The 22,297-nt window shown below is 54.6% G+C and carries 18 protein-coding genes; 6 read left to right on the top strand and 12 right to left on the bottom strand.

Annotated elements, in window-relative coordinates; all coding sequences use genetic code 11:
* Positions 1–18: 18 nt before the first annotated feature.
* Both NST23_RS13285 and NST23_RS13280 read right to left on the bottom strand, forming a co-directional pair.
* Positions 19–963, bottom strand: a complete 945-nt coding sequence (locus NST23_RS13285; RefSeq protein WP_063228298.1) for an ABC transporter permease — start codon at positions 961–963, stop codon at positions 19–21.
* Between the two features lie 3 nt (positions 964–966).
* Positions 967–1,899, bottom strand: coding sequence for an ABC transporter permease (locus tag NST23_RS13280; RefSeq protein ID WP_122963387.1), 933 nt, complete (start codon positions 1,897–1,899; stop codon positions 967–969).
* Positions 1,900–2,288: 389 nt separating this feature from the next.
* Here NST23_RS13280 and NST23_RS13275 point away from each other — a divergent pair, with 389 nt between their 5' ends.
* Positions 2,289–3,605 (top strand): hypothetical protein, encoded by a 1,317-nt coding sequence (locus NST23_RS13275; protein WP_415858065.1) that lies wholly within the window; start codon positions 2,289–2,291, stop codon positions 3,603–3,605.
* A 416-nt stretch (positions 3,606–4,021) separates the two neighbouring features.
* Here NST23_RS13275 and NST23_RS13270 read toward each other — a convergent pair whose 3' ends face one another.
* The 3 genes from NST23_RS13270 to NST23_RS13260 all read right to left on the bottom strand — a co-directional run bounded on the left by NST23_RS13270 (position 4,022) and on the right by NST23_RS13260 (position 8,283).
* The gene (locus NST23_RS13270) at positions 4,022–4,942 is read right to left on the bottom strand and encodes a DMT family transporter (RefSeq protein ID WP_340963815.1); all 921 of its coding nucleotides are present in this window, start codon (positions 4,940–4,942) and stop codon (positions 4,022–4,024) included.
* 103 nt (positions 4,943–5,045) lie between these two features.
* Complete coding sequence (locus tag NST23_RS13265; protein ID WP_340963813.1) at positions 5,046–5,939, bottom strand: MsnO8 family LLM class oxidoreductase; 894 nt, start codon at positions 5,937–5,939, stop codon at positions 5,046–5,048.
* Positions 5,940–6,141: 202 nt separating this feature from the next.
* Positions 6,142–8,283, bottom strand: coding sequence for an acyltransferase family protein (locus NST23_RS13260; protein ID WP_340963812.1), 2,142 nt, complete (start codon positions 8,281–8,283; stop codon positions 6,142–6,144).
* A gap of 591 nt (positions 8,284–8,874) precedes the next feature.
* On the opposite strand from NST23_RS13260, the gene NST23_RS13255 reads away from it, so the two are divergent.
* From NST23_RS13255 to NST23_RS13245, 3 genes are all read left to right on the top strand, one after another.
* Positions 8,875–9,264: a hypothetical protein gene (locus NST23_RS13255; RefSeq protein WP_173595903.1), complete on the top strand. Its 390-nt coding sequence runs from the start codon at positions 8,875–8,877 to the stop codon at positions 9,262–9,264.
* Positions 9,265–9,587: 323 nt separating this feature from the next.
* Positions 9,588–10,775: a multidrug effflux MFS transporter gene (locus NST23_RS13250; protein WP_173595902.1), complete on the top strand. Its 1,188-nt coding sequence runs from the start codon at positions 9,588–9,590 to the stop codon at positions 10,773–10,775.
* A 186-nt stretch (positions 10,776–10,961) separates the two neighbouring features.
* The gene (locus NST23_RS13245) at positions 10,962–12,596 is read left to right on the top strand and encodes a multicopper oxidase family protein (protein ID WP_122963393.1); all 1,635 of its coding nucleotides are present in this window, start codon (positions 10,962–10,964) and stop codon (positions 12,594–12,596) included.
* 104 nt (positions 12,597–12,700) lie between these two features.
* Here NST23_RS13245 and NST23_RS13240 read toward each other — a convergent pair whose 3' ends face one another.
* Positions 12,701–14,665 carry an ATP-dependent DNA helicase gene (locus tag NST23_RS13240; RefSeq protein WP_122963394.1) on the bottom strand — a complete coding sequence of 655 codons (1,965 nt, stop codon included), beginning with the start codon at positions 14,663–14,665 and terminating at the stop codon, positions 12,701–12,703.
* 166 nt (positions 14,666–14,831) lie between these two features.
* On the opposite strand from NST23_RS13240, the gene NST23_RS13235 reads away from it, so the two are divergent.
* Complete coding sequence (locus NST23_RS13235) at positions 14,832–15,191, top strand: Lin0512 family protein (RefSeq protein ID WP_122963395.1); 360 nt, start codon at positions 14,832–14,834, stop codon at positions 15,189–15,191.
* Here NST23_RS13235 and NST23_RS13230 read toward each other — a convergent pair.
* Together NST23_RS13230 and pepF are read right to left on the bottom strand one after the other, a co-directional pair.
* Positions 15,188–15,520: an MGMT family protein gene (locus NST23_RS13230; protein WP_122963396.1), complete on the bottom strand. Its 333-nt coding sequence runs from the start codon at positions 15,518–15,520 to the stop codon at positions 15,188–15,190. The genes NST23_RS13235 and NST23_RS13230 overlap by 4 nt on opposite strands.
* Before the next feature lie 103 nt (positions 15,521–15,623).
* Positions 15,624–17,429 (bottom strand): oligoendopeptidase F, encoded by a 1,806-nt coding sequence (gene pepF, locus NST23_RS13225; protein WP_173595899.1) that lies wholly within the window; start codon positions 17,427–17,429, stop codon positions 15,624–15,626.
* A 238-nt stretch (positions 17,430–17,667) separates the two neighbouring features.
* Here pepF and NST23_RS13220 point away from each other — a divergent pair, with 238 nt between their 5' ends.
* Positions 17,668–18,894 (top strand): aminopeptidase, encoded by a 1,227-nt coding sequence (locus NST23_RS13220; protein ID WP_242771589.1) that lies wholly within the window; start codon positions 17,668–17,670, stop codon positions 18,892–18,894.
* 115 nt (positions 18,895–19,009) lie between these two features.
* Here NST23_RS13220 and cdaS read toward each other — a convergent pair whose 3' ends face one another.
* The 4 genes from cdaS to pxpB form a co-directional block, all read right to left on the bottom strand.
* On the bottom strand, positions 19,010–19,669 hold the full coding sequence (cdaS, locus tag NST23_RS13215; protein ID WP_122963399.1) for a sporulation-specific diadenylate cyclase CdaS: 660 nt from the start codon (positions 19,667–19,669) through the stop codon (positions 19,010–19,012).
* Positions 19,670–19,744: 75 nt separating this feature from the next.
* A complete protein-coding gene (locus NST23_RS13210) occupies positions 19,745–20,506 on the bottom strand; it encodes a LamB/YcsF family protein (RefSeq protein WP_242771591.1) in 762 nt (253 codons plus the stop codon).
* Positions 20,503–21,531: a 5-oxoprolinase subunit C family protein gene (locus tag NST23_RS13205; protein WP_340963808.1), complete on the bottom strand. Its 1,029-nt coding sequence runs from the start codon at positions 21,529–21,531 to the stop codon at positions 20,503–20,505. Before NST23_RS13205 ends, NST23_RS13210 begins: the two co-directional genes overlap by 4 nt.
* The gene (pxpB, locus tag NST23_RS13200) at positions 21,528–22,241 is read right to left on the bottom strand and encodes a 5-oxoprolinase subunit PxpB (RefSeq protein ID WP_122963402.1); all 714 of its coding nucleotides are present in this window, start codon (positions 22,239–22,241) and stop codon (positions 21,528–21,530) included. Before pxpB ends, NST23_RS13205 begins: the two co-directional genes overlap by 4 nt.
* Between the last annotated feature and the right edge of the window lie 56 nt (positions 22,242–22,297).

Raw genomic sequence — 22,297 nt, 5'->3', positions numbered from 1 at the left:
TCCTATCCTTGGGCGCGGTTACTCACGAATCCGCGGGTCGAGTGCGTCCTGCAAGCCATCGCCAAAAACGTTGAAGGCGAACATGGTCAGCGAGATCATCAGGGCCGGGAAGAACAGTCTCCACCAGTCGCCTGTCAAAATCACGCCTAACGCATCGTTGGTCATCGTCCCCCAGCTTGCGATGGGAGCCTGGACGCCCAAGCCGAGGAAGCTCAGAAACGACTCGGCAAAAATCGCAGACGGTATCGTGAAAGTCAGGTTGACAATAATGACGCCAATCGTGTTCGGAATCAGGTGACGCAGCAGAATGCGCGGGAATTTTGCCCCGAGCACCTGTGCAGCCATGATGAACTCCTGGTTTTTTAGCTGCAAAATCTGCCCGCGTACGAGACGGGCCATCCCTGTCCAGCCTGTGGCCGACAAGGCGATAATAATCGTCACGATCCCCGGCTCCATGACAACCATCAGCATGATCACGACGAGCAAGTACGGCAGTCCGTACAACACTTCAATCAGACGCATGATGATCGTATCGATCCGATCGCCGCGTTTTCCCCGGCCTGCCATATATCCGGCAATTCCTCCGACGGTAACGCCGATCACCAGGTCGATCAGTGCCGCCGTAATTCCGATGATGAGCGAGATGCGCGCTCCGTACCACGTACGGGAAAACATGTCGCGTCCCAGCTCGTCCGTCCCAAACCAGTGCTCGGCGGAAAGTTCCTGATTGGCTGTCAAAAGGCTCTGATCCGAATAGCTGTACGGCACCAGATGCGGCCCGATGAGCGCCATGAGCACCATCAGTACGATGAGGGTAAAGCCAACCATGGCGAGCTTGTTGCGGACCAGCTTGCGGGTCACTTGCTGAAAATGAGTCAGGCTCGGCCGCATCGCGACGACTTGTCCGTCTGTTTTTTGTGATCTTGGTCGAAACAGCTCATTCGCTGATTGTTCTGCCGCCATTGGCTACCTCCCCCTTCCCGACAATTTGATGCGTGGATCAATGAACATATAAGCCAGGTCAATCAAGAAAATGATCAGTACGAGAATCGCGCTGTAAAAGACGGTCGTTCCCAAAATAACCGGATAGTCGCGGTTGAAAATGCCATCGACGAAATATTTGCCGACGCCAGGGACGGCGAAAATTTTCTCGACGACAAACGTTCCTGTCAGCAATCCCGCAACCAGCGGCCCGAGAAAAGTGACGACTGGAAGAATCGCATTGCGAATGCCATGTCTGACCACGATCAGAAAAGTCGGAATCCCTTTTGCCTCGGCAGTCCGTATGTAGTTCTGATTCATGACCTCGATCATGCTCGTCCGCATGTAGCGAGTGATGATCGCGAGCGGCCCGAAAGCGAGCGCAAGTGACGGCAACACGGAGTGCTTCCAGCTGGCGAGCGTCGCAACCGGAAACAGCGGCAGCTTGATCGCCAAATAGTTGATGAGCAGCGGCGCCATAATGAAGCTTGGTACAGCAATTCCCAACACCGCCATAACCATTGCCATGTAATCAATCCAGGTATTTCGGTTTAATGCCGCAATTATTCCGAATATAAGTCCAAAAAAAAGTGCGACAGCGATTGCCTGCATCCCGATCAGCGCTGATGAGCCAAAACCGTCCTTGATCATATCGTTGACGCCGCGCGTCTCAGACTTGATCGAAGGCCCCAGGTCGAGCATCGCCAAACTTTTCAGATAAGACAAATACTGCATCGGCAGTGGCTCATCCAAATGGTACTTGGCGCGCAAATTCAGCAAAATTTGCTCCGGCAGTTGATCGGATTCGGATGCAAACGGATCGCCCGGGATCATATGCATCAGCGAAAAGGTCAGCGTCACGATAATCCACAAGGTCACGATCATCATCAAAATTCTTTTTAGCAGATAACGCGCCATGTTTTACTTATCCCCCCTATCCAGGCTCGCAAAAACGACGTATGCTTCGCCCGCTGTTTTTCTTTAACGGAAATTAACCTAAAACATTCCTTAAATCAACAATATAGACCTGTCTGTATTTAATGTCAATTCTGATTTTTTATTTTACTGACTATTTTTGCAACAATTGAAATGATGCCGGTTCCATAGTAAACTACCCTAATACGGAATTTTTCCCTAAAACATCCCTTAAACGCTTTTTCGTTGCCTGTTGGATTTCCTTTTCTCTCACCGGCGATATATGGCATTTGCATAAGAAATCAAAACATACTATGATGCCGAAAAGAGGATCGATCCGCTTCGCGACGAATAGAGTAAACCCGTACTTTACCGTTTAGTTGGAGGACATAATGATCATACGAGTCGGCATAGTTGGTCCAAAAGATTCCGTGGAATTAATGAAAAGGGTCGGACGAGAGTTCGCAGACCGCATCGTGCTCATTCCGTTTATATACCAGCGTGCGGAGGAAGCCGCCACCATTGTCGCAGAAAACGAAATGGATGTAGACATCTGGTTTTTCTCCGGGATTGGCCCTTATTCCATGGCTAGACAGCATTTGCAAAAGCAGAAAGCTTTTTATCCGCAGATCAACGCCAGCGTGCTTACGAAAGTTCTTTTGGAATTGGTATACCGCGATGGCCTGTCACTTGATCGTGTCAGCTTCGATACGGTGTCCGAAATGCATTTCCGCGAGACGCTGGAAGAGCTTGGCCTGCAATGCGACCAGCCTTATCTCAATCCGTACCAGGAATTTCGCCTGACCAACCATTTGGTGGCTTACCATACCGCGCTCGTGCGGGAAGGAAAAGTAGACGCTTGCGTCACCGGGATGCTCTCTGTCACCGAAGAATTGCAACGCCAAGGCATCCAGGTGTATCGGATGGGGTTCACCCGCTTGACGTTCCGCGAGATTTTCAAGCAAATTTTGCAGGAAGGCGAGACTTTGCACTTCAAGCGCTCGCAAATCGCCGTTCAGCTGCTCGAAGTATCAGAAGTGGAGAAGCTCGCCAGCGAGCCTGCAAACGCTTACGATTTGCGTCGCCTCGACCTCAAGCTGCAAGAGCTTGTGCTCGATTATGCCGAGTCGATTTCCGGCAGCTTTGTCTCCTTGGGCAATTACAAGTTCATTTTGTTTTCGACTCGCGGCTCTTTTGAGGACAATCCGGCGTTTCACCCCACTACCCTGCTGGAAAAAATCATGCTGCTCACCAGCTCTTCGGCCAATATGGGCATCGGGTTCGGCGTCTCTGCTCTGGCGGCAGAACGCAACGCGCAACTGGCTCTCGTGCACGCGAAGAAACACGGGAACGCCGCTGTCCTCGTCGACCACGACGGCTCGATCGAAGGTCCGCTGCGCCAGGCGAAAAGCATCAGCTACGAATATTGGACAGAAGACAAGGAGATCAGCGAGGGGCTGAAAAAGGCGGGCGTCAGCATCACGACGCTGAACAAAATTATCTCGGTGCAAAAAGCTTTGGGCCAAAACTATATCAGCGCTGCGGAGATGGCGGAATGGATGGGCATGACACCGCGCAATGCCCGGCGAATTTTAAGCGATTTGGCGGAGCACAACGTCATCGAGCAAATTGGCGAGGAGACGCCGACCAACCGCGGGCGGCCACGCAAAATATACCGCGTGCTCCCCGCTTTGTCCGAAAGTCCGTAATGCCTGCCATCTGACATGTCCACCTTGCGCCAGCAAACCATACGGGCAACGCCATGGTGGCCTGCGCCATCATACCAAACAGGCACGAACACGTCGCCCTGCGCAGGCGGCCACCTCCCTTTTCAGGAACAGCATCAAGCCATTTCGTTTTTCACGCAAAAAACCAGTCGCTGGCACGACCACGTCGCCCTGCGCAGGCAGCCACATCCCTTTTCAGAAAAAACAGCAAGCCGTTTCGTTTTTTACGAAAAAAAAACCAGTCGCAGACACGACCATGGCGCCCTGCGCAGACAGCCACATCCCTTTTCAGAAAAAACAGCAAGCCATTTCGTTTTTTACGCAAAAAAACCAGTCGCAGACACGACGCACTCGGAAGTGCCGTGTCGGACTGGTTTTTTTGTGTGGCGCACAACATTCTAAACGTTGCAGCGATTCGGGCCATCTACCATCCGCTGTGCTGCTGCCGTCTGAACCGATTGCTTTTTCCGCATGCTGGCGACGACCACCCCTGCGACAATCAGCAGGGAACCGCCCGCCTGAATCGCGGTGACTTGCGAGCCGAGCAGCAAAAAGCCGACCAGCATCGCGACGAACGGCTGCAAATTGAGGAAAATCGCCGCTTTGCCCGTCCCGACGATTTGCAGTTGCGAGTTCCAAACGATCCCGCAAACCCCTTGCATGAGGATAGCCGTGACGATCAGCATGCCCCACGCCCACGCTTCATGGCTGATGTGCGCCGAGGAGTCGAGCGTCAGCAAGGCCGCAGGCGTCAAAAACAGCGTCCCTACTGTCGTCGAATACACCGTCGTAATAAACGGCTGCATCGTCTGCGTCAGCTTGCGAATGATGATCATCGACGCCGAGAAAGTCACCATCGCAATGACAATCAGCAGCACTCCTTTGGAGATCGAGAGGCCCGCTCCGATCCCGACGACGAAAAAGGTGCCGAGCAGCGCGATCCCCGAACCGATTTTCATGCGCAGCGTAAACTGCTCCTTTAAAAACATCGAGGCCAAAACCGCTGTCACAATCGGAGCCAGCGACAAAATCAGCGAGGCGGTCGTGGCGTCAGTCGTCAACAGGCCGTTGAAATAAGCGGTTTGGTTTGCCAATGTACCGACAAGCCCGAGCAAAACGAGCAGTCCCAGCTCACGCAGCTTGATTTTTACGAACTTTTTCGTCACCCACGCGTACAGGACGAGAAACAGCGACGTGAACAGCAACCGGACATCAGCCAGAAAAAGCGGTGGAAATTCTTTGACGAGCATGCTCCCGAACACAAAGTTACTCCCCCACAGCGTCACACAAAAAAGCAACAACAAGTACGACCGAATCATTGTTTTTCCTTCTTTCACCCGTTACATGATAGAATCACGTATGCAATCGTACATGAGAAGCCCGAAAAAGTCCATGTGAAGATGCGCTATACTCTGAACTAATTTATGTCTTTCCACATCCTGACGAACCACGGTCAAACACGGAATTGGCGATTAGCTCGTACGAACGCAGTCTCCTGGCGTAATCGGGGAAGTCGGTAATGACCATGATTTCCTCTGCCTGATAGCGCCACGCAATTTCTTCCAGCTTTTCGCGAACATGCGACGGGTCGCCGACAATTGGCGGCCTGCGGAAAGCTTTTTGGCTCAACCGGACACAGGCGGTTGCTTCCTCCATCGTTTCCGCGCAAATAACCCCGACGGCGACGATTACCTCCGGATTTGGCTGATGAACGGACGGCTTGTAGTCTCGCCTGTAGGCAGCAACGACTTCCTCCCCCTCCGCTTCGCTCATGAACAGGCCGTAGACGTATCCGGCCCCGTTTTCTGCGGCGTAGCCCGCGCTTTTTTGATTCGTGCCCAAAAGCCACAGCTTGGGCGGCAGCGGCGGGATCGGGCGAGCCACCACCGACTCGCCCTCTACGGTAAACTCCTGACGCAGCAAGGCAGACAACTGTTGCACCAGCTCCGGCATGCGGCCAACGTCCTGCAAAAAACGATCGTTCAACGCAAGCGTCGCATGGGCAGAGCCACCCGGAGCGCGGCCCACGCCCAGATCGATTCGCCCCGGATACAAGGTAGCCAGCAAGTGAAACGCCTCGGCCACTTTGTAAGGCTTGTAATGAGGCAGCAGCACCGCTCCCGACCCGATTCGGATACGGTGCGTCTGCGCCCCGATATGGGCGAGCAAAACTTCCGGTGTGGACGAAGCCAGTCCGGGCATGTCGTGATGCTCGGCAGTTTGCGCGAGCAAGACTGCTTGCTTCAAGGCGCAAGCAGGATCAACGCCCTCATAAATCGGCGCCAGGTCCAGCACACTCCATTTTTGTATCGGCATAAAAGCATTCCACCTGTTTGTTAGTCGCAACTGTTTCTTTCGTTCCCTCTAGCATAGCGCGATCCGCCGCGCGTGCACAACCGCTCCGGTGCCCCGAAGCTTTTCCCTTTTCCTTGTCCATGCTCCCCTGATCGGTGACGTAACGACAAAAAAACAGGCCCGCTCCTCTTTCGGATGACGGGCCTGCCTACAGGCTCCTGCTTTATTCCTGTGTATCTTGTGCTTCTTTTGGAGCGGCAGTCTCCTGTTTGTTTTCGTCCGAAGCTGGCTTTTGGCTCTCCTCCGGCTTCGGTGCTGGCGCTGGTGTTGCCTCGTTGGCTGGCTTTTCGGCTTTTACCGGAGCAAAAGTTTTCGCGACGAGCAAAGCATACGCCCGCGCGCCTTCCGAGTTGAGATGCACGCCGTCCTTGTAAAAGTACGTATTTTTTCCGGCACTCGCGGAATGCCAATCGATCAGCGTCATGTTCGGATGGGCAGCTGCCACCTCTGCCAACGTCTCGTTGACGACGCTCTCCCACGGTCGCGGCACACGCGTGTTGATCAAAATGACCTGGTCAACGCCATCCAGCGCCTTCAACAGCTTGTCGAGCTGACCCTTGCTGAACGAGCCATTCGTTCCCAGTTCGATAATCACCCGGCTGCCAAGCTGTCCCTTCGCTCGCAGCGCCTTGATGACATCGGGCGCTTGCGCCATTTGTCTGCCTACCTTGCCGTCAATAACGATGCCTGGCAACAGCTTCGCCAAGTACGGCTCGATATCGAGCATGACCGAATCGCCGATGGCGGTAATTCCTTTTCCGGAAGTAGCGGCAACATCAGGCTCCTCTGATGCTTTTGGCTGTTTGGAAGCAGCGGAATTGTCCTGATTTTTTGCGGGAGCCGTTCCGCCTTGGGCAGGCTTTCCAGCGTTCGGTTTTGACTCGGTTTTCGGTTTCGTCGCGGTTTGCGTACTCGGCTTTTGTGTTGGTTCCGGCTTTTTCTGTGTCACCGGTACTTGCGGGCCGTGCGGTTTGGCATCCACGTCTTGCTCTTGTGAATGGTCTTTTTGTCCCGAATTTTCGGCCGCTGCTGACGCTTCCGCAAGTTTTTGCATGGCAGACGTGTCTCCCGCTGTCGCTCCGGAGGTCAGCGATGCCACCCCAAAGTAGAGCACAGCCAGCGCGAAGGCGCAGCCTGAGGCGAGAATCTTTTTGGAACGCTTGGGAGCGCCCTGCTGCTTGCTTGTGCCGAGCTTCGCCCACAGTTTTCCCAAAGCGCCGTGACGAATCGGCTCCTCCATGTACTTCCACGACAGGGCTGCGAGCACGATGCACGCCAACACTTGCAGACACGCCCGCAACACGGCGAACGCCCCGCTTTCCTCAGCCGCAGCAGTCGGGCTGGTGAGCACAATCACCGGGTAGTGCCACAAATAAATGCCGTACGAGCGCACGCCGAGCCACTTGAGCGGCTTGCAGCCCATCCATTTTGCCAACGAGCTTGCCGGGTGAGCCAGCACAGCTACCAGTATCGCACTGACAATCGACAACAGGACAAGTCCGCCCTGATACAGAAAATCGTCGTACTGGTTTGTCTTCCAGATCGCCAAGAGCAAAATCGCCAGGCTCACGCATCCGATCACATCCAGCGTGGCCCGCGCTTTGCCGGAGATAGTTGTGGACAGCTTGCGACTCGGCCACATCATCGCCAGGGCGGCCCCGATCAACAGAGCGAATACCCGCGTATCCGTCCCGTAGTAAATCCGGCTCGGGTCCTCTCCCGGTTCATACATGACAGCCATCAACACGGCGGAAACGGCTGCCAGGCCGATCGTCAAAATCACGAGCGGGCCGCGGCGCTTGATCAAGGAAAGTCCGAGCGCGACCAAGAGCGGCCAAATCAGGTAAAACTGCTCTTCTACCGCCAAAGACCACAGATGTCCAAGCGGCGAAGGCGGACCGAACTTCTCGAAGTACGATACTTCGGAAAAGACCAGCCACCAGTTGCTGACGTAGAAAAGAGCGGCCCAGACGTCTCCGCGCAAGCGCCCCATCTGCTCGGGCGAAAACAGCGCGACACTGGCGACAACCACCACCAGAAGCAACAGCAATGCCGGTAAAAGCCGTCTGGCCCTGCGCAGCCAGAAGTCTTTCATATCCAATCGCCCGTTTCTGCTCCACTGGGCAATCAGCAAATCGGTAATCAGGTAACCAGAGAGGACGAAAAAGATGCCGACTCCAAGGAGTCCTCCTGGCGCCCAATTGTAATTCAGGTGATAAATAATGACTGCGAGTACCGCCAGAGCCCTAAGCCCGTCGATCCCGGGCATGTAGCGGCTGTGGGCAGCCTTGATCGGTTCAGGCATGCTGGCGGCCTCCTCTGCTTGTTGTTTGGCGAGTCCGTACTTCCTTGCGTGTGTTCGTCAGATCCTTGCCATTCGTAACATTCCTTGCTTGCTTCTTGCTTACCGTGCTCGCCATGCAGTTCATCTGCATTCTCCCCTTTAATTTCCGTTCTGTTTTGTTCATGAGTTGACGGGGGCAGTCATTACACATCGGGAATTGCGTGCTTTATGAATGCAAAAACCCCTGGTTTCTTTGGTCCGCTGAAGAAAACGGGGGTTGGTCTCGTTCATTATCTTTATGGAAAATGAATTGTTCCAATCATCATTGCCCGTATTCAGGATGTGGTGCCCAACGTTTTTCCTGTGAAATGTAGCTCTTTCTTCTTATGTATGGCTGTTTCCCCTCTTTCCTTCCTTGGATTTTTTCGGCACACTCGGCTTTCCTTTTTGCATGAAAGGAGCCTGGCCTGCCTTTTGGCCGACTGGAAATGGGCTTCCTTCTGATCGACCTAAAAAAATTGCCCGGTCATGTTTTTCTGTCGTCTTGCGTCGTGTCCGGCAACTTCTTGTAACCTGATTATAAGACGCAAAACAGTAAAAACGCGTTACAAATTGTTTACATTCCTTCCCGATTTTTTCCGGGCAGAAAAACGCGGCAAAAGACAGGCGGAAAGCTTCCTCTTCCCGTTTGCAGACAAAAAAAGCCGACGGGGAATTTCCACCGTCAGCTCTACTTTTGTCCTGGATATCAAAAAAGGATGTCCGCTACATATCAGGCCCGCATGGGATCGTCTATTAAATGTGATGAGTAAACAAATAGTTCAGGAAAAATCCCCCACTAATGACGGCAATGGCCATACAGACGATGCCGCTGCGCACCCGTTGGGAGAGCAAACGCATAAAGCCTACACAGAAAAACACACCCGTTACCAAAAAATAGGAAATCCCGACCCAAAACACATTCCAAGGCAGGCTCGCAAAATCCACGTTACCCAAAAGTGAACACCATCCCTGTACCAATCTACTTTTCTTTCATTTTTGCATAAAGGATACTCCATTATAACATTGATCGCCCCTTGATTTGCCAATTTCACTCAGATCGTAACAGAAGTGTCATATGTTTTTGGCCAGAACGCTTCCTGATCGCATTCTGCTAGTTCCGCCAGGATGTTTTTTGCTATAATCAGCGCTAACAAAACTCCCCCTATGAAAAAAGATTGGTGAAATCAAATGATGGCATTCTCACAACTGACGAAGTGCAAACCCCCGATCCCGTAATTTCCCTCTGACCGTTTGAGATTTTTCAACGAATAGGGGGAAGTATTTTGCATACCAAAATCTCAACACCGTCACTGTTTTTGCTCATTTTGCTCGTCGGTTTTCCGCAAATCAGCGAGACGATCTACACGCCGTCGCTGCCGGATCTCGCCAGACAGCTTCACGTTGGCAACAGCACGGTTCAACTGACGCTCAGTATATATTTTCTCGGATTCGCCTTCGGTGTGTTTTGCTGGGGCAGGCTCTCTGACGCCATCGGACGACGCCCGGCCATGCTCTGGGGAATCGTCGTCTACGGATTGGGCAGCCTTGGCTGCTATTTGTCCGCTTCGGTCGAGTGGCTGCTCGTTAGCCGTTTTGTGCAAGCTTTCGGCGCAAGTACAGGTTCTGTGGTCACACAAACGATCTTGCGGGAGTGCATGGACGGTCCCAGACGGCATGCCGCTTTTGCGCAAATTTCCGCCGCGCTCGCTTTTACCCCTGCTATCGGACCGTTGATCGGGGGCTGGGTCGACCAATGGTTCGGGTTTTCGGCGGTATTTTTTACGCTCGTCTTGATGAGTGTCGGGCTGTTCTTCGCGACCTTTTTCTCGCTGCCTGAAACAAGGGTGGCGTCCCCGGTCAAGGCAACTGTTCGTACCGTTTTCAAGCAGATGCTTGCGGACCGGAGAATTTGGGCCTTTGCCTTTTTGATCGGGGCGACGAACGGCATTTTGTTCAGCTATTATGCCGAAGCCCCGTTCATCTTCATTGAATTTTTTCAGATGACACCAGGCTGGTTCGGGTTTTTGGGCGTGCTTGTCGCCCTGTCCTCGATCTGCGGAGCCATGTTAGCGAAAAAATGGCTGCCCCGGTTTGCTGCGGAAAAGATCATTTTGATCGGTTCTTTGGTGGCGACAGGCGGTGCAGCATGCTTGACTGTTTTGACTTTGGCTGGCGTGGAGCCGAATCCGCTCTCGCTGTGCCTCATGCTCGCGGCGATTTTTATGCTGCTGCTTGGAATCGGCATCGCCATTCCCAATTGCCTGAGTCTCGCGCTCGTCGACTACGGCGCGGTGCTCGGAACGGCTGGCGCGATTTTGGGGCTAGGCTACTACGTGCTGGTCAGCCTGATTACGACTGGCATGAGCTACTTGCACAACGGCTCGCTCGTCACGATGCCGCTGTACTTTTTCGCGTTGGCACTGCTCATGTCGCTGGTCAGCCAAAAACTTGCCGCTCCCAAAAATCGCTAGGCCACGCAGACAGATGTAGCAACTAGCCGCTGTACCTTTCAAGCCGATTTTCCTGTTGCGGGAAGATCGGCTTTTTGCGTGTTTGACGCCTGCTCTGCTGCTTCCTGTTGCCGTGCCTTCATGGTTTCTCCACATTCCTTTGCTACGCTTTTTTCGAAAAACATTATGAGGAGGATGCAGAAATCCATGAATCAATCCATGTTGCGAAGCAGCGTTTTTCCCGTGTTGCTTGGCGGTCTGGTACTTCTCGCCGCTTGCTCGCCGGACCAAGCTTCCACTACAGAGCATGCCGGACACAATATGGCGGCTACCCAGGACAACACGCAGGCAACCGCCCCTGTGACCCAGCCGATGGCAGCGGCAAGCGACAGCTCCATGCAGGTGCTGACTGGCAATGCGTTCACTTTGACGGCAAAAGAAAGCATGCTGCATCTCGATGACCAGACGATGAAAACGGCTTGGACGTACAACGGAACTGTTCCAGGCCCGCAGCTGCGCGTCAAGCAAGGCGAAACCGTTTCCGTCACCCTGAAAAATGAACTGCCGGAGCCTGTGACGATTCACTGGCACGGACTGCCTGTGCCCAACAACATGGATGGCATCCCCGGCGTTACGCAAAATGCGGTAAAGCCAAACGAAAGCTTTACGTACCGCTTCACAGCCGATGTCGCAGGCACGTACTGGTACCACTCGCACCAGAACAGCTCGAAGCAAGTAGACAAAGGACTGTACGGCTCGCTCGTCGTCGAACCGAAAACGTCCGCCCCAGTGGACAAAGACTTTACGCTCGTCCTGGACGAGTGGATGCAGGACGACAGCATGGCAGAGATGCACGGAGGATCAGGCGCGATGGCAGGCATGAATCACGGGACTACTCCCGCTTCGCCGGGCACCTCGGCCGGAAGCGGCCACGACATGCCGGATATGAATGGCATGAGTGATGCGAAAATGATGCCGCTCATGTACACGATCTTTTCCGTCAATGGCAAGACAGGTTCGGCGATTGCGCCCCTGCGGGTGAAGGAAGGGGAAAAGGTGCGCATCCGCCTGATCAATGCCGGGTATTTGTCCCACAAGCTGAATTTGCAAGGACATGCGTTCAAGATCGTCTCCACAGATGGGCAACCGCTGCACAATCCGCCGCTTGTCAAAGATCAGCTGCTCAACATCGCCCCTGGCGAACGATACGACCTCGAATTTGTCGCAAACCAGCCGGGAGCGTGGCTGCTGGAAGAAAAGAGCAGCAATCCCGGAGCCAAGTCGTTGGCCGTTCCCATCGTCTACGAAGGTCAGGAGCACGCGCAACACCAAGCCGAATCGGCGAACCCCCTGCCTGTCGTCGACATCACGACTTACGGCGAGGCAGCGAAAAGCAGCTTTTCACTCGATCAGGCCTATGACGTGACGTACCGGATGGATTTGAACACGGACACGCGCGATGGACAAATGGCGTTTACGATCAATGGGCAAACGTTTCCGAACGTCCCTCCCCTCGATGTGCAAAAAGGCGATCTGATCAAAGTCACATTCGTCAACAACTCGCCGGAGGATGTGCACCCGATGCATTTGCACGGACACTTTTTCCAGGTGTTGAGCAAAAACGGCAAGCCTATTTCCGGCTCGCCGCTACGGAAAGATACGTTGAACGTACAGCCCGGCGAGTCTTATGTCGTCGCTTTTGCAGCCGACAATCCGGGCGAGTGGATGTTCCACTGTCACGATCTGGGGCACGCGGCAAAAGGCATGGTGTCCGAAGTCAAGTACGCAGGCTTTCAGCGCGATTTCACCGTCGATCCGACTGTCGGCAACATGCCGGAATAAAAAAGAAGCAGGACGCCGCCTTGGCTCCTGCCTCTTTTTTGCTTTCCTTTTTTCCACAACAGAAGAACGGCGTGCAAGCTCCCGTTCCCGTCTCCTGCACACGTCTACACCAATTCGCTTGCCCAGGCATCACGCCACTCGACCCCGGCGGGAAAGACGCTCTGCACATGTTTTCGCAGCTGCTCGTCGTTCCACGGCTCCGGGCTTAAAATCGAGACGATGCCGCTGTCCTCGCGCGTCCGAATCAGACGGCCAATCCCTTGGCGCAGACGCAGCAGCATGTATGGCAAATCGACCTCGGCGAACGGCGACGCCGCGCTTTTCCGCTTGGCGGCAAACACCGGATCGTTCGGAGGAAACGGCAGCGACCAGATGATCACGTTGGACAGCGACGGCCCCGGCACATCCAGCCCTTCCCACAACGTCACGGCGCACAGGATGCTCTCCTCGTCGTTCTGAAAACAGGAGATCAGGTGGCTGATTTCCGCATCGCCTTCGTACCAGAAACGCATGGAGGCGCACTCCGGGTAAGCTCCCACAGCCGCTTTGAACTCCTGCATTTCCTCCATCGATGAAAACAGCAGCAGCGCGCGACCGCCCGTTTTTTGCAGCAGCGACACAGCCAAATCCATTTTTTCCGCAAACGGCTGCGTACAGGACAACGGCGGCACGAAAGCTTCCATCTGCTCCGCATATTCGTAAGGCGAAGCGACGGAGAACGACAAATAGTCTTCGATGCCGAGACTGTCCGCGATGTAGTCAAACGAGCCTTCTACCGACAAGGTCGCGGAAGAGAAAATGATCGGCATGTTTTGCGCGAAAACGCGTTCCCGCAAAACTTCCTGCACCATTTTCGGCATGACGACCAACGTAGGGCCTGTCCATTCTTCGCTCATCCAGGAAATGACGTGATCAGGCTTCTGGAACAAGCCGAGAGCCAGCTGCATCATTTCCAGATGCTCTTCCACAATCCGCAATTGGAACTCGTCCAAAGAATACAGGCCGCTCTCCAGCGCCAGCTCCTCTTCAATCGAAGCAATCAGGCTCGTAAAACGGTGGATCGAGGCAATCAGCTGCGGATGGAAGGAGATCTCCTTGCGCGTCGAACCGGCAACCGGCTTGCTTTCGGCGTTCAGTCGCAAAAACAAATCTTCGCTCTGGATAATCGCTTCTTCAATCGCTACCGCCAGCGACTCCCTGATTTCGCCTTGCAGCAGGCGCGTAATGATTTCTTCAAAAACGGAATGATTCAGCTTGTAGGTCAACGCCTTTTGCGCCGCAGGCTCCAGCAGATGCCCTTCGTCGAAGATGACAGAGCTGTGATTAGGCAAAAGCGGCAGTTGTCCTCCCCGCTTCCGCGCCTCATACGTCCAGACATGCTCCATGTAAAAATCGTGCGAGCAAATGATCAGATCGGCAGACTGACGGTAATGGTTGCGCGACAAAGTCTGTCCGCACCGATGCTGTCTGTCGCAGACAAAACAGTCCTGGAAAGCATCCCAGTTCATTTGCGACCACTGCTGGTCGTTCAGCGCGGAGTAGGCGCTGCGGTCGCCGTATGGAGTAAACGATTGAAGCGCTTCATGCTTGTGGACAAACGATGGCAGCTCCTCGTAAATGTGCATAAACACTTCGTCGCTGTCCAGCTTGTAACGCGCCTCGTCCAGCTTGCGCAAGCAAATGTACTGGTCTGGCGACTTACCGAGCCTCGCGTCAATGGTCAAGTCGAGATGCTTGGCCAGCTTGGCGATATCCCCCTCCGGCTTCACCAGCTGTTCGATCAACGACTCGTTGGCACAGGCGATGATCGCCGGCTTTCTCGTATAACGCGCATAGCAGATGGCGTACAGCAAATAAGCGAGCGTTTTTCCCGTGCCTACGCCTGCTTCGGCAAAAATCGTCTGTTTCTCCTGGAAGGCCCGCTCCAGCTGAAAAGCCATGTAAATCTGCTCGTCGCGCACTTCGAAGCCAGCCTCAGGCAAAATATCGTAAAACACGTCCGCTACCCAGTCACTTACTTGCGAGATAAACGGCTGGGCGGGATCGTAGGCAAAAGGATACCGTTCCACTTCAAACCTGCCTCCATTATGAACCAAGAATCGTCGAGCAATGATGCCAAAGTGTAATGATGACACGAGTCATGGATAAACACAATACGTCAGGCAGGAAAAAATCGCGATTCGTGGTAAGATGGGAGAGAAACGACGAAGGAAAATAGTAGGAGTGAATGCGACAATGGACAAAGTCATGTTTATCGAAATCGGCATGGGGATCGATCTCCATGGACAAAACGTCACCAAAGCAGCCGTTCGCGCTGTCCAAAACGCCATCCATCACAACTCGATGCCGGGTCTGCGCTCTGTGCTGCCCGGAAATGATATTCACAAAATGAAAGTCAACGTGCGTCTCGCTGTGCCTGCCGACCGCGACAAGCTCGATCTCGATACCGTGCGGGCGGAGCTGCCTTACGGAGAAGTGTCGTTTGAAGTCGTGGACGGCGGCATGCTGACGAGCAGTGGCGTCGTCATTGCGGAAAAGGAAGACAAAAACGATCTGGCGTACGTCGTGATCGCTTCGGTGGAAGTCGGCTACTAATCAGGAAATCGTGCCAGTCCAGGTTCAGGGTGGTGTTGAAACCGTTCCAGATCGATGTCGCCCGTCTTGGACACCGTTACGCCTTCGCCTTCCAGCAACATTTTTTGCAGCGTCATGGAATCGAAGTCTTGCAACCCGATTTTTCCTTTGGCATTGATGACCCGGTGCCACGGGAGCTTGTGCTTTTGTGACATGGAGTGGAGTATCCGCACGATTTGTCTGGCTCCCCGCGGACTCCCGGCCAATGCGGCGATCTGTCCGTACGTCATGACAGTGCCTGCTGGAATGCTGGCGATAATCTGAATGGCGCGCTTCGTAAATTCGGTCATTTCCCGTTCTCCTGTTCTCTTTCATCCAAAAGTCGAAAAAGGCTCGTGATGCTTTCGTCATCACAAGCCTTTTTTCCTGTTCAGCTAAGCTTTGGGCAACTCGTTATTTTTCAAACAGTCTTTCCAGCTCGTCTACGAGACTGCCGACATACGCCACGGCATCGCGGATCGGCTGCGGCTCTGACATATCTACGCCTGCTTTTTTCATCAGCTCCAGCGGCTTCAGTGTGCCCCCTGCTTTCAAAACAGAAAGCCAACGGTCGACAGCTGGTTGCCCTTCCGCTTTAATGCTTGCCGCCATCGCAGTGGAAGCGGTCAATCCCGCCGCATACGTGTACGGATACAGTCCCATGTAGTAGTGCGGCTGGCGCATCCAGGTCAGGCTGGCTGCCTCGTCAAGTTCCACGGCGTCTCCCCAGAACTCTGCCAGCACTTGCCCTTTCCACTCCGACAGCTTTTTCGCTGTCAACGGCACGTCGTTTTGCGCGGCTTCGTACACTTTGCGCTGCATGCGGCCTTCCAGCAAATGCGTCACGAAGTTGTGGTAGTACGTGTTCATCAGTTGCAAAATGACCCAGCGCTTGAGGCGCGGATCGTCAGACTGCTCCATGATGTGCTGGGCGAGCAGCAGCTCGTTGATCGTGGACGGTGCCTCGATAAAGTACAAGGACGGACGCGAGTTGGTATAGCTTTGCTCACGGGTAGCCAACGTGAAGTGACCGCAATGTCCCAGCTCATGAGCCAGTGTGAAGGCGCTGCGCATGTTGCCCGACCAGGTGATGAGAATATAGGAATGATTGCTGTACGGCGTCGAGCAGAAAGCCCCTGTCGATTTGCCCACGTTGTCGACGTAATCGATCCAGCGCTCGGACAGCGCTTTGTCCATGATCTCTGCATATTCCGGTCCCATCACCTGCAAAGCGGACTTGATCAGGCGCCCCGCTTCCTCAATCGTAATCGGCGGGCTAAATTCAGGATCGAGCGGCGCTTTCAAATCGCAAAACGTCAGCTTTTCCAGTCCCAGCTCTCGCGCTTTGAGCTTGGCGTAGCGGCGCATGTGCGGAGCCAGCTCTGTTCCGATAATATCGAGAATGTTGTGGTACAGTTCGAGCGATACTTGTTGAGGATGCAGCAGCATGTCGGTGACGCTGTCGAAGCCGCGCAATCTGGACAGGACGGTCTGCTTCTTCACCTCTGTGGCATAGACGGCAGCAAACGAGTTTTGATAAGCCGCCAACGTTTTCGAAAAAGATTCGTAGGCAGCCCGGCGCAATGTCGTATCGGAAGACATTTCATAGTCCGCTTCAAACAAAGCAAACGAAACCGGACGTTCTGCCCCCGCCCCATCTTTGACAGGCGCGAAGGACATGTCGGACAGCTTCCCGCGTTGATAAATCGTGTAAGGCGCTGCAAACACTTCACCGAGTGCGGCAATGGCAGACTCCGTATCCGCAGACAGTCGATACGGCTTCGTTTCCAGCAAATCGGAAAGACTTCTGGCAAAAGGCGCAAGTCCCGGCTCTTCTTGCAGGTATTTCTCAATCGTGCCATCTGGCAGCGCCAAAATTTCGGAAGGCACAAACGAAAGCGCTGCGTTCAGCGTCGACACGACATCGCCCACCCGCGCAGAATTTGCCTGATTGAGCGGATTGGTGCCATCTTCGGAGGAACGCAGGCGGGCGTATGTCGCCACCAGATTCGCCCGCACCTCCATTGCTTCTTTTGCTTCCAGACATGCGAGCAATGTCTCTGCTCCTGTATGTAGCTGTCCTTGGAATGCGGTGACAATCGGCAGCTGATTGACAATCTCGTCAAGCTCCTGCTCCCATGCTTCTTGGCTGGCAAATAAATCGTCCAGGTTCCACGTATGTTCTACGGCCACCTGGTCACGCATGAGTCTCGTTTTCACTCTGTCTGCCTCCTTGTCATTCCCTCAGTAAAATGTTTTTGATTATTCAAGTTTGATTCTATTTGAATTTTCCTCCAATTCGCGAAAATATACAAGTCCGCTTTGCACGCGAAATCCGCCGTAATCTGTCTTTTCCTGCGCTTTCCGAGGAAATTCTTTCGAAAATAACTAGCAAGCCATTCCAATTTCCCAGGTATAATAGAAAAGAATTTATCGCCAAAGAAAGGGAGGTTTTCTTATGTCTTTTGAAGTGATGTTTGATCGCTATGCCGATCTCGCTGTAAAAGTCGGCGTCAACGTACAGCCGATGCAGACACTTGTTGTTAGCGCACCGCTCTCCTCCGCTCCGTTTGTGCGCAAAGTAGCGCGCAAAGCGTACGAAGCGGGAGCAAAACACGTACATATCGAATGGACCGACGACGAATTGACCCGCATAAAATACGATCTGGCACCCGATGAAGCTTTTGCCGAGTATCCGCAGTGGAAAGCGCAAGGCATGGAGGAGCTGGCGCAAAACGGCGCTGCCTTCTTGTACGTTTCCTCCACCAACCCTGACTTGCTCAAAGGCGTGAAGCTTGAGCGAATCTCCAGCGCGAACAAGGCAGCCGGACAAGCCTTGCAGACGTTCCGCAGCTACACGATGTCAGACAAAGTAAGCTGGTGCGTGCTCGCCGTTCCATCCGAGGCATGGGCCGCTACCGTGTTTCCTGACTTGCCAGCGGACGAGCAGGTCCCCGCTCTGTGGGACGCGATCTTCAAAGCGACTCGCACAGACGCGGCTGATCCGGTTCAGGCTTGGCACGACCATCATGCCACGCTCAACAGCAAAGTCGCGTATTTGAACGCGAAGCAGTATCGTTACCTCCACTACGAAGCGCCAGGGACCCAATTGACGATCGAGCTTCCTGACCGCCACGTCTGGATCGGAGGGGGCAGCGTGAACGAAAAAGGCGTTTCCTTCATGGCGAACATGCCTACCGAAGAAGTGTTCACCGCTCCGAAAAGAGACGGCGTGAACGGAACCGTCCGCAGCACGAAGCCGCTCAGTTATCAAGGAAACATCATCGAGAATTTCAGCTTGACGTTTGAGCAGGGAAAAATCGTTTCGGTCACTGCCGAAAAAGGCGAAGAAGCGCTGAAGCAGCTCGTCGCAACGGACGAAGGCTCGCACTATCTCGGAGAAGTCGCGCTGGTTCCCCACCAGTCTCCGATCTCTTTGTCCAACATCATTTTTTACAACACGCTGTTTGACGAAAATGCCTCGAATCACCTGGCGATTGGCAGCGCTTACTCGGTCAACATCGAGGGCGGTGCAGACATGAGCCAGGAACAAATGGCGGCACACGGCATCAATACGAGCCTGGTGCACGTCGATTTCATGGTTGGCTCCGAGCAGATGAACATCGATGGCGAAACAGCTGACGGTGTCCGCGAGCCTGTATTCCGCAACGGAAACTGGGCATAAGCAAGCGGCAAGCAAAACGGCAAAGCGGTTTGCCGGATTCACGGAACCGTTCCAGCGCATGCGCAAGAGGACCGCGCACCCTTTTCAGGTGCCCCGGTCCTCTTTTTCGTTCCTGCTACATATGGGTAATGATCGGGTAAAGCCTGCCTTGCAAGGCAAACGATGCTTTGCCTGTCTCCTCGGAGACGACGATGATCAGCGCGTCGCATTGCTCGCTGAGTCCCAATGCCGCGCGGTGCCTCGTTCCCAGTTTCTTTTCCCCGACGGTAATCTGCGACAGCGGCAGGACGTTGGCAGCCGAGACAATCTGATCTCCGCGAATGTACACCGCCCCATCGTGCAGCGGACTGCCCGGAAAAAAGATCGATTCGAGCAAGGAATGGCTCAACACGGCCCCAATCGGGATGCCCGCCTGCAAAAAGGGAGCTACGGAATCTTCCCGCTCCATGACGACCAGAGCGCCTTGACGCTTTTGCGCCAAATGCGAAACAGCCAAAGACAAGTCGGTATATGTAGACGAATACGGAGCGAGATAGCATTGCAAGTAAAAGGAAGCCGCTGTTGTCTCCAGTCGGCTGAATCTGCTGCGAATCTCGTCAAAAGTGCCCAGCAAGCAGCCTTCCGCTTGATCGAGAGCGAGCAAGCTTTGCTGCATAACCGCGAGGATGCTGGTCAATTCCTGCTTCAGCTCCGCTTTCAAGGAGGATGTATCGCAGTTCATCTGTACGATGGTCGTCCTCTCCCTCCACCAGCTTTTCCTCTGATTGTTCCCCATTCACTCCGGTTTCATCCTGCCAGTTGCCTGTGCGCCTTTTCCGGAGGCTGACCCGTTTTGATCTAGCTCATCTGCTTACGAGCGCACGGGACGGATGGAAATATGCGCGGCGGCAAGCGCCTGACGAATGCACTGGGCAAACTCCAGAGCGTGGGCACCGTCTCCATGAATGCAAATCGTATCAGCCCGTATCGACACATCTGCGCCTTGCACAGATTGCACGACTCCTTCTGTCACCATCCGCACGACCTGCCGCACCGCTGCCTGATCGTCCGTGATCAGGGCGTTTGGCTCTGTACGGGGCGTCAATGTCCCGTCTGCCTGATACGTCCGGTCGGCAAACACCTCATGGGCGGCGCGTAGCCCGATTTTTTCCGCTGCCCGTGTCAATTCGCTCCCGGCCAGCCCAAACAGCACCAGCTCCGGGTTAACCTTGAACATTGCTTCCGCTATCGCTTCCGCCAGGGCCGGGCGCGTTGCTGCCATGTTGTACAAGGCTCCGTGCGGCTTGACGTGCTGCATCGTGCCGCCTTCTGCCTGGACAAAAGCTTGCAGCGCACCGATCTGGTAGACCGTCAGCTCGTAGGCGTCCTGCGCGGAGATATCCAGATTGCGACGACCGAACCCAACCAGATCGGCCAGGCCAGGATGGGCGCCGATTGCCACTTCGTTTTCCAGAGCCAGCTTCACTGTTTTTCGCATCGTCGCCGGATCGCCCGCATGCAGGCCGCAAGCGATATTCGCTGAACTGATATACGGCAAAATCGCCTGATCATTGCCCAGGCGATACACGCCGAAGCTTTCCCCCATGTCGCAGTTCAAATCGACAGTCTTCATCGTTTGCTCCTCCCTCCCAAGTAAAGCTCAATTCCCGCTCCGAGTTCTGCGAGCGCCTTTTCCTGCTCGTACCATGCCTGCTGGGCAGCGCGCAAAGTCACTTTTTGAAACTGTACCCGATCATGCGGACGCAGCTGGGCCAGGATGGGCAAATCGACAGTCGCCACATGGCCGATTTTCGGATAGCCGCCTACCGTTTGCCGATCTGCCAGCAATACGATCGGCATTCCACTCGGCGGAACTTGGATCGTTCCGGCAGACACAGCGGAAGAGATCAGCTCGACAGGTTCGTTCAGCGCAAGCTCTGGCCCGTGCAGCCGATATCCCATCCGGTCTGACTGCACGCTGATTTGATAGGGCGTTGTCCAAAAATCGCGGCGGCTTTGCGCGGTGAACAGCTCGCTCTCGGCCCCGGGCATGACCCGTACGACCGCGTCTTTTTGCTGTGGATAAGGGAAAAATGATTGTGGGACAAACCAGTCGGCCTCGCAAAAGGAATCGGCTCTGTTCACGCTCCGGTCTTGCAGTTGCCGGGCAAGCCGTACATTCTTTTTTCCCGGCTTTCCCAGGGACAGCCTGTCTGTTTCCGCAAGCGCTCTGCCCCATGCCCCGCCAAATTTGGCCCGCACGTTCGTGCTTCGGCTGTTCATCACGAGCGGCACGTCAAAGCCGCCTGCGATGGCGAGATAGGCGCGGCAGCCTTCTCTCGCATGCCCGAAGCGGAGGACACTGCCGCTTTGGACCAAGACTGGGCGATTGCGGCGAAGACGGCGCTCATCTAAAACAGGCTGCATGTCCGCCCCGCATACCGCCACGAGCACATCCTGGTGAAAGCGCAGCGCTGGCCCTTTCATGGTCAGCTCCAAAACAGCTGCGTCAGGCTCGTTGCCGACGAGCAGGTTCGCCACTCGCAGCGCCAGCGCGTCCATCGCTCCGTTGACATGGACGCCATGCCGCTGATACCCGTATCTGCCCAAATCTTGTACGGTCGTGAACAAGCCTGGCGAGATGACTTCGACACTCATCGCCCCACCTGCTTTCTCTGTTCATACTCAGCCGCAGAAATCGGAACGAAGCGCACCCGATCACCTGCGCGCAGCAAGCTGGGCGGATGCTCTTCCGGGCGAAACAGACGCTCTGGCGTGCGACCGATAATTTGCCAACCGCCGGGACTTTCCAGCGGGTATACGCCTGTCTGTGCCCCGCCGATCCCGACGCTGCCCGGCGCAATCGCCGTACGTGGCGTCGACCTGCGCGGAGTGGCGATCCGCTTGTCCAGCCCGCCCAAATACGGGAAACCGGGGGCGAAGCCGATCATGTGCACGATGTACGCTTGACCGCTGTGAATCTGGATGACTTCTTCCTGCGTCAAACCGTGGTATTCGGACACTTCTTGCAAATCCGGGCCGTACTGTCCGCCGTAGCAGACCGGGATGTCCACCACCCGTTGCTCCGATGCGGCGGAAAAAGACAATTGGCGCAACTGATTTTCGAGCGCTGCCTGGAAACGATCGTACGCCAACTCTTGTCCAAGCGGATCGCGCCATGCGAGCGGGTCGTAATAAATCGTCACAGTCGTGTAGCCAGGCACGTATTCGGTCATTCCCGACAGCGGCTGCTGCTCCAAATACGCGGAGATCGCCATGATCTTTTGCCGCGTCTGTTCGTCGATCACATCCCCCAGCTTGAGAACAATTCCTGCATCTCCGAGCGGAAAAAACTCCAGTCGCTCCACTCTGCACTCCTCCTGCCCATCTGTGTCGCTACGCTGCTGTGCCACGCGATCTTGGT

It is taken from the genome of Brevibacillus sp. FSL K6-0770 (genome assembly GCF_038000275.1).
GTDB classification, from domain to species: Bacteria; Bacillota; Bacilli; order Brevibacillales; family Brevibacillaceae; genus Brevibacillus; species Brevibacillus parabrevis.
The sequence above is the reverse complement of the archived record's forward strand: the minus strand, read 5'-3'. Positions and strand labels throughout refer to the sequence as shown.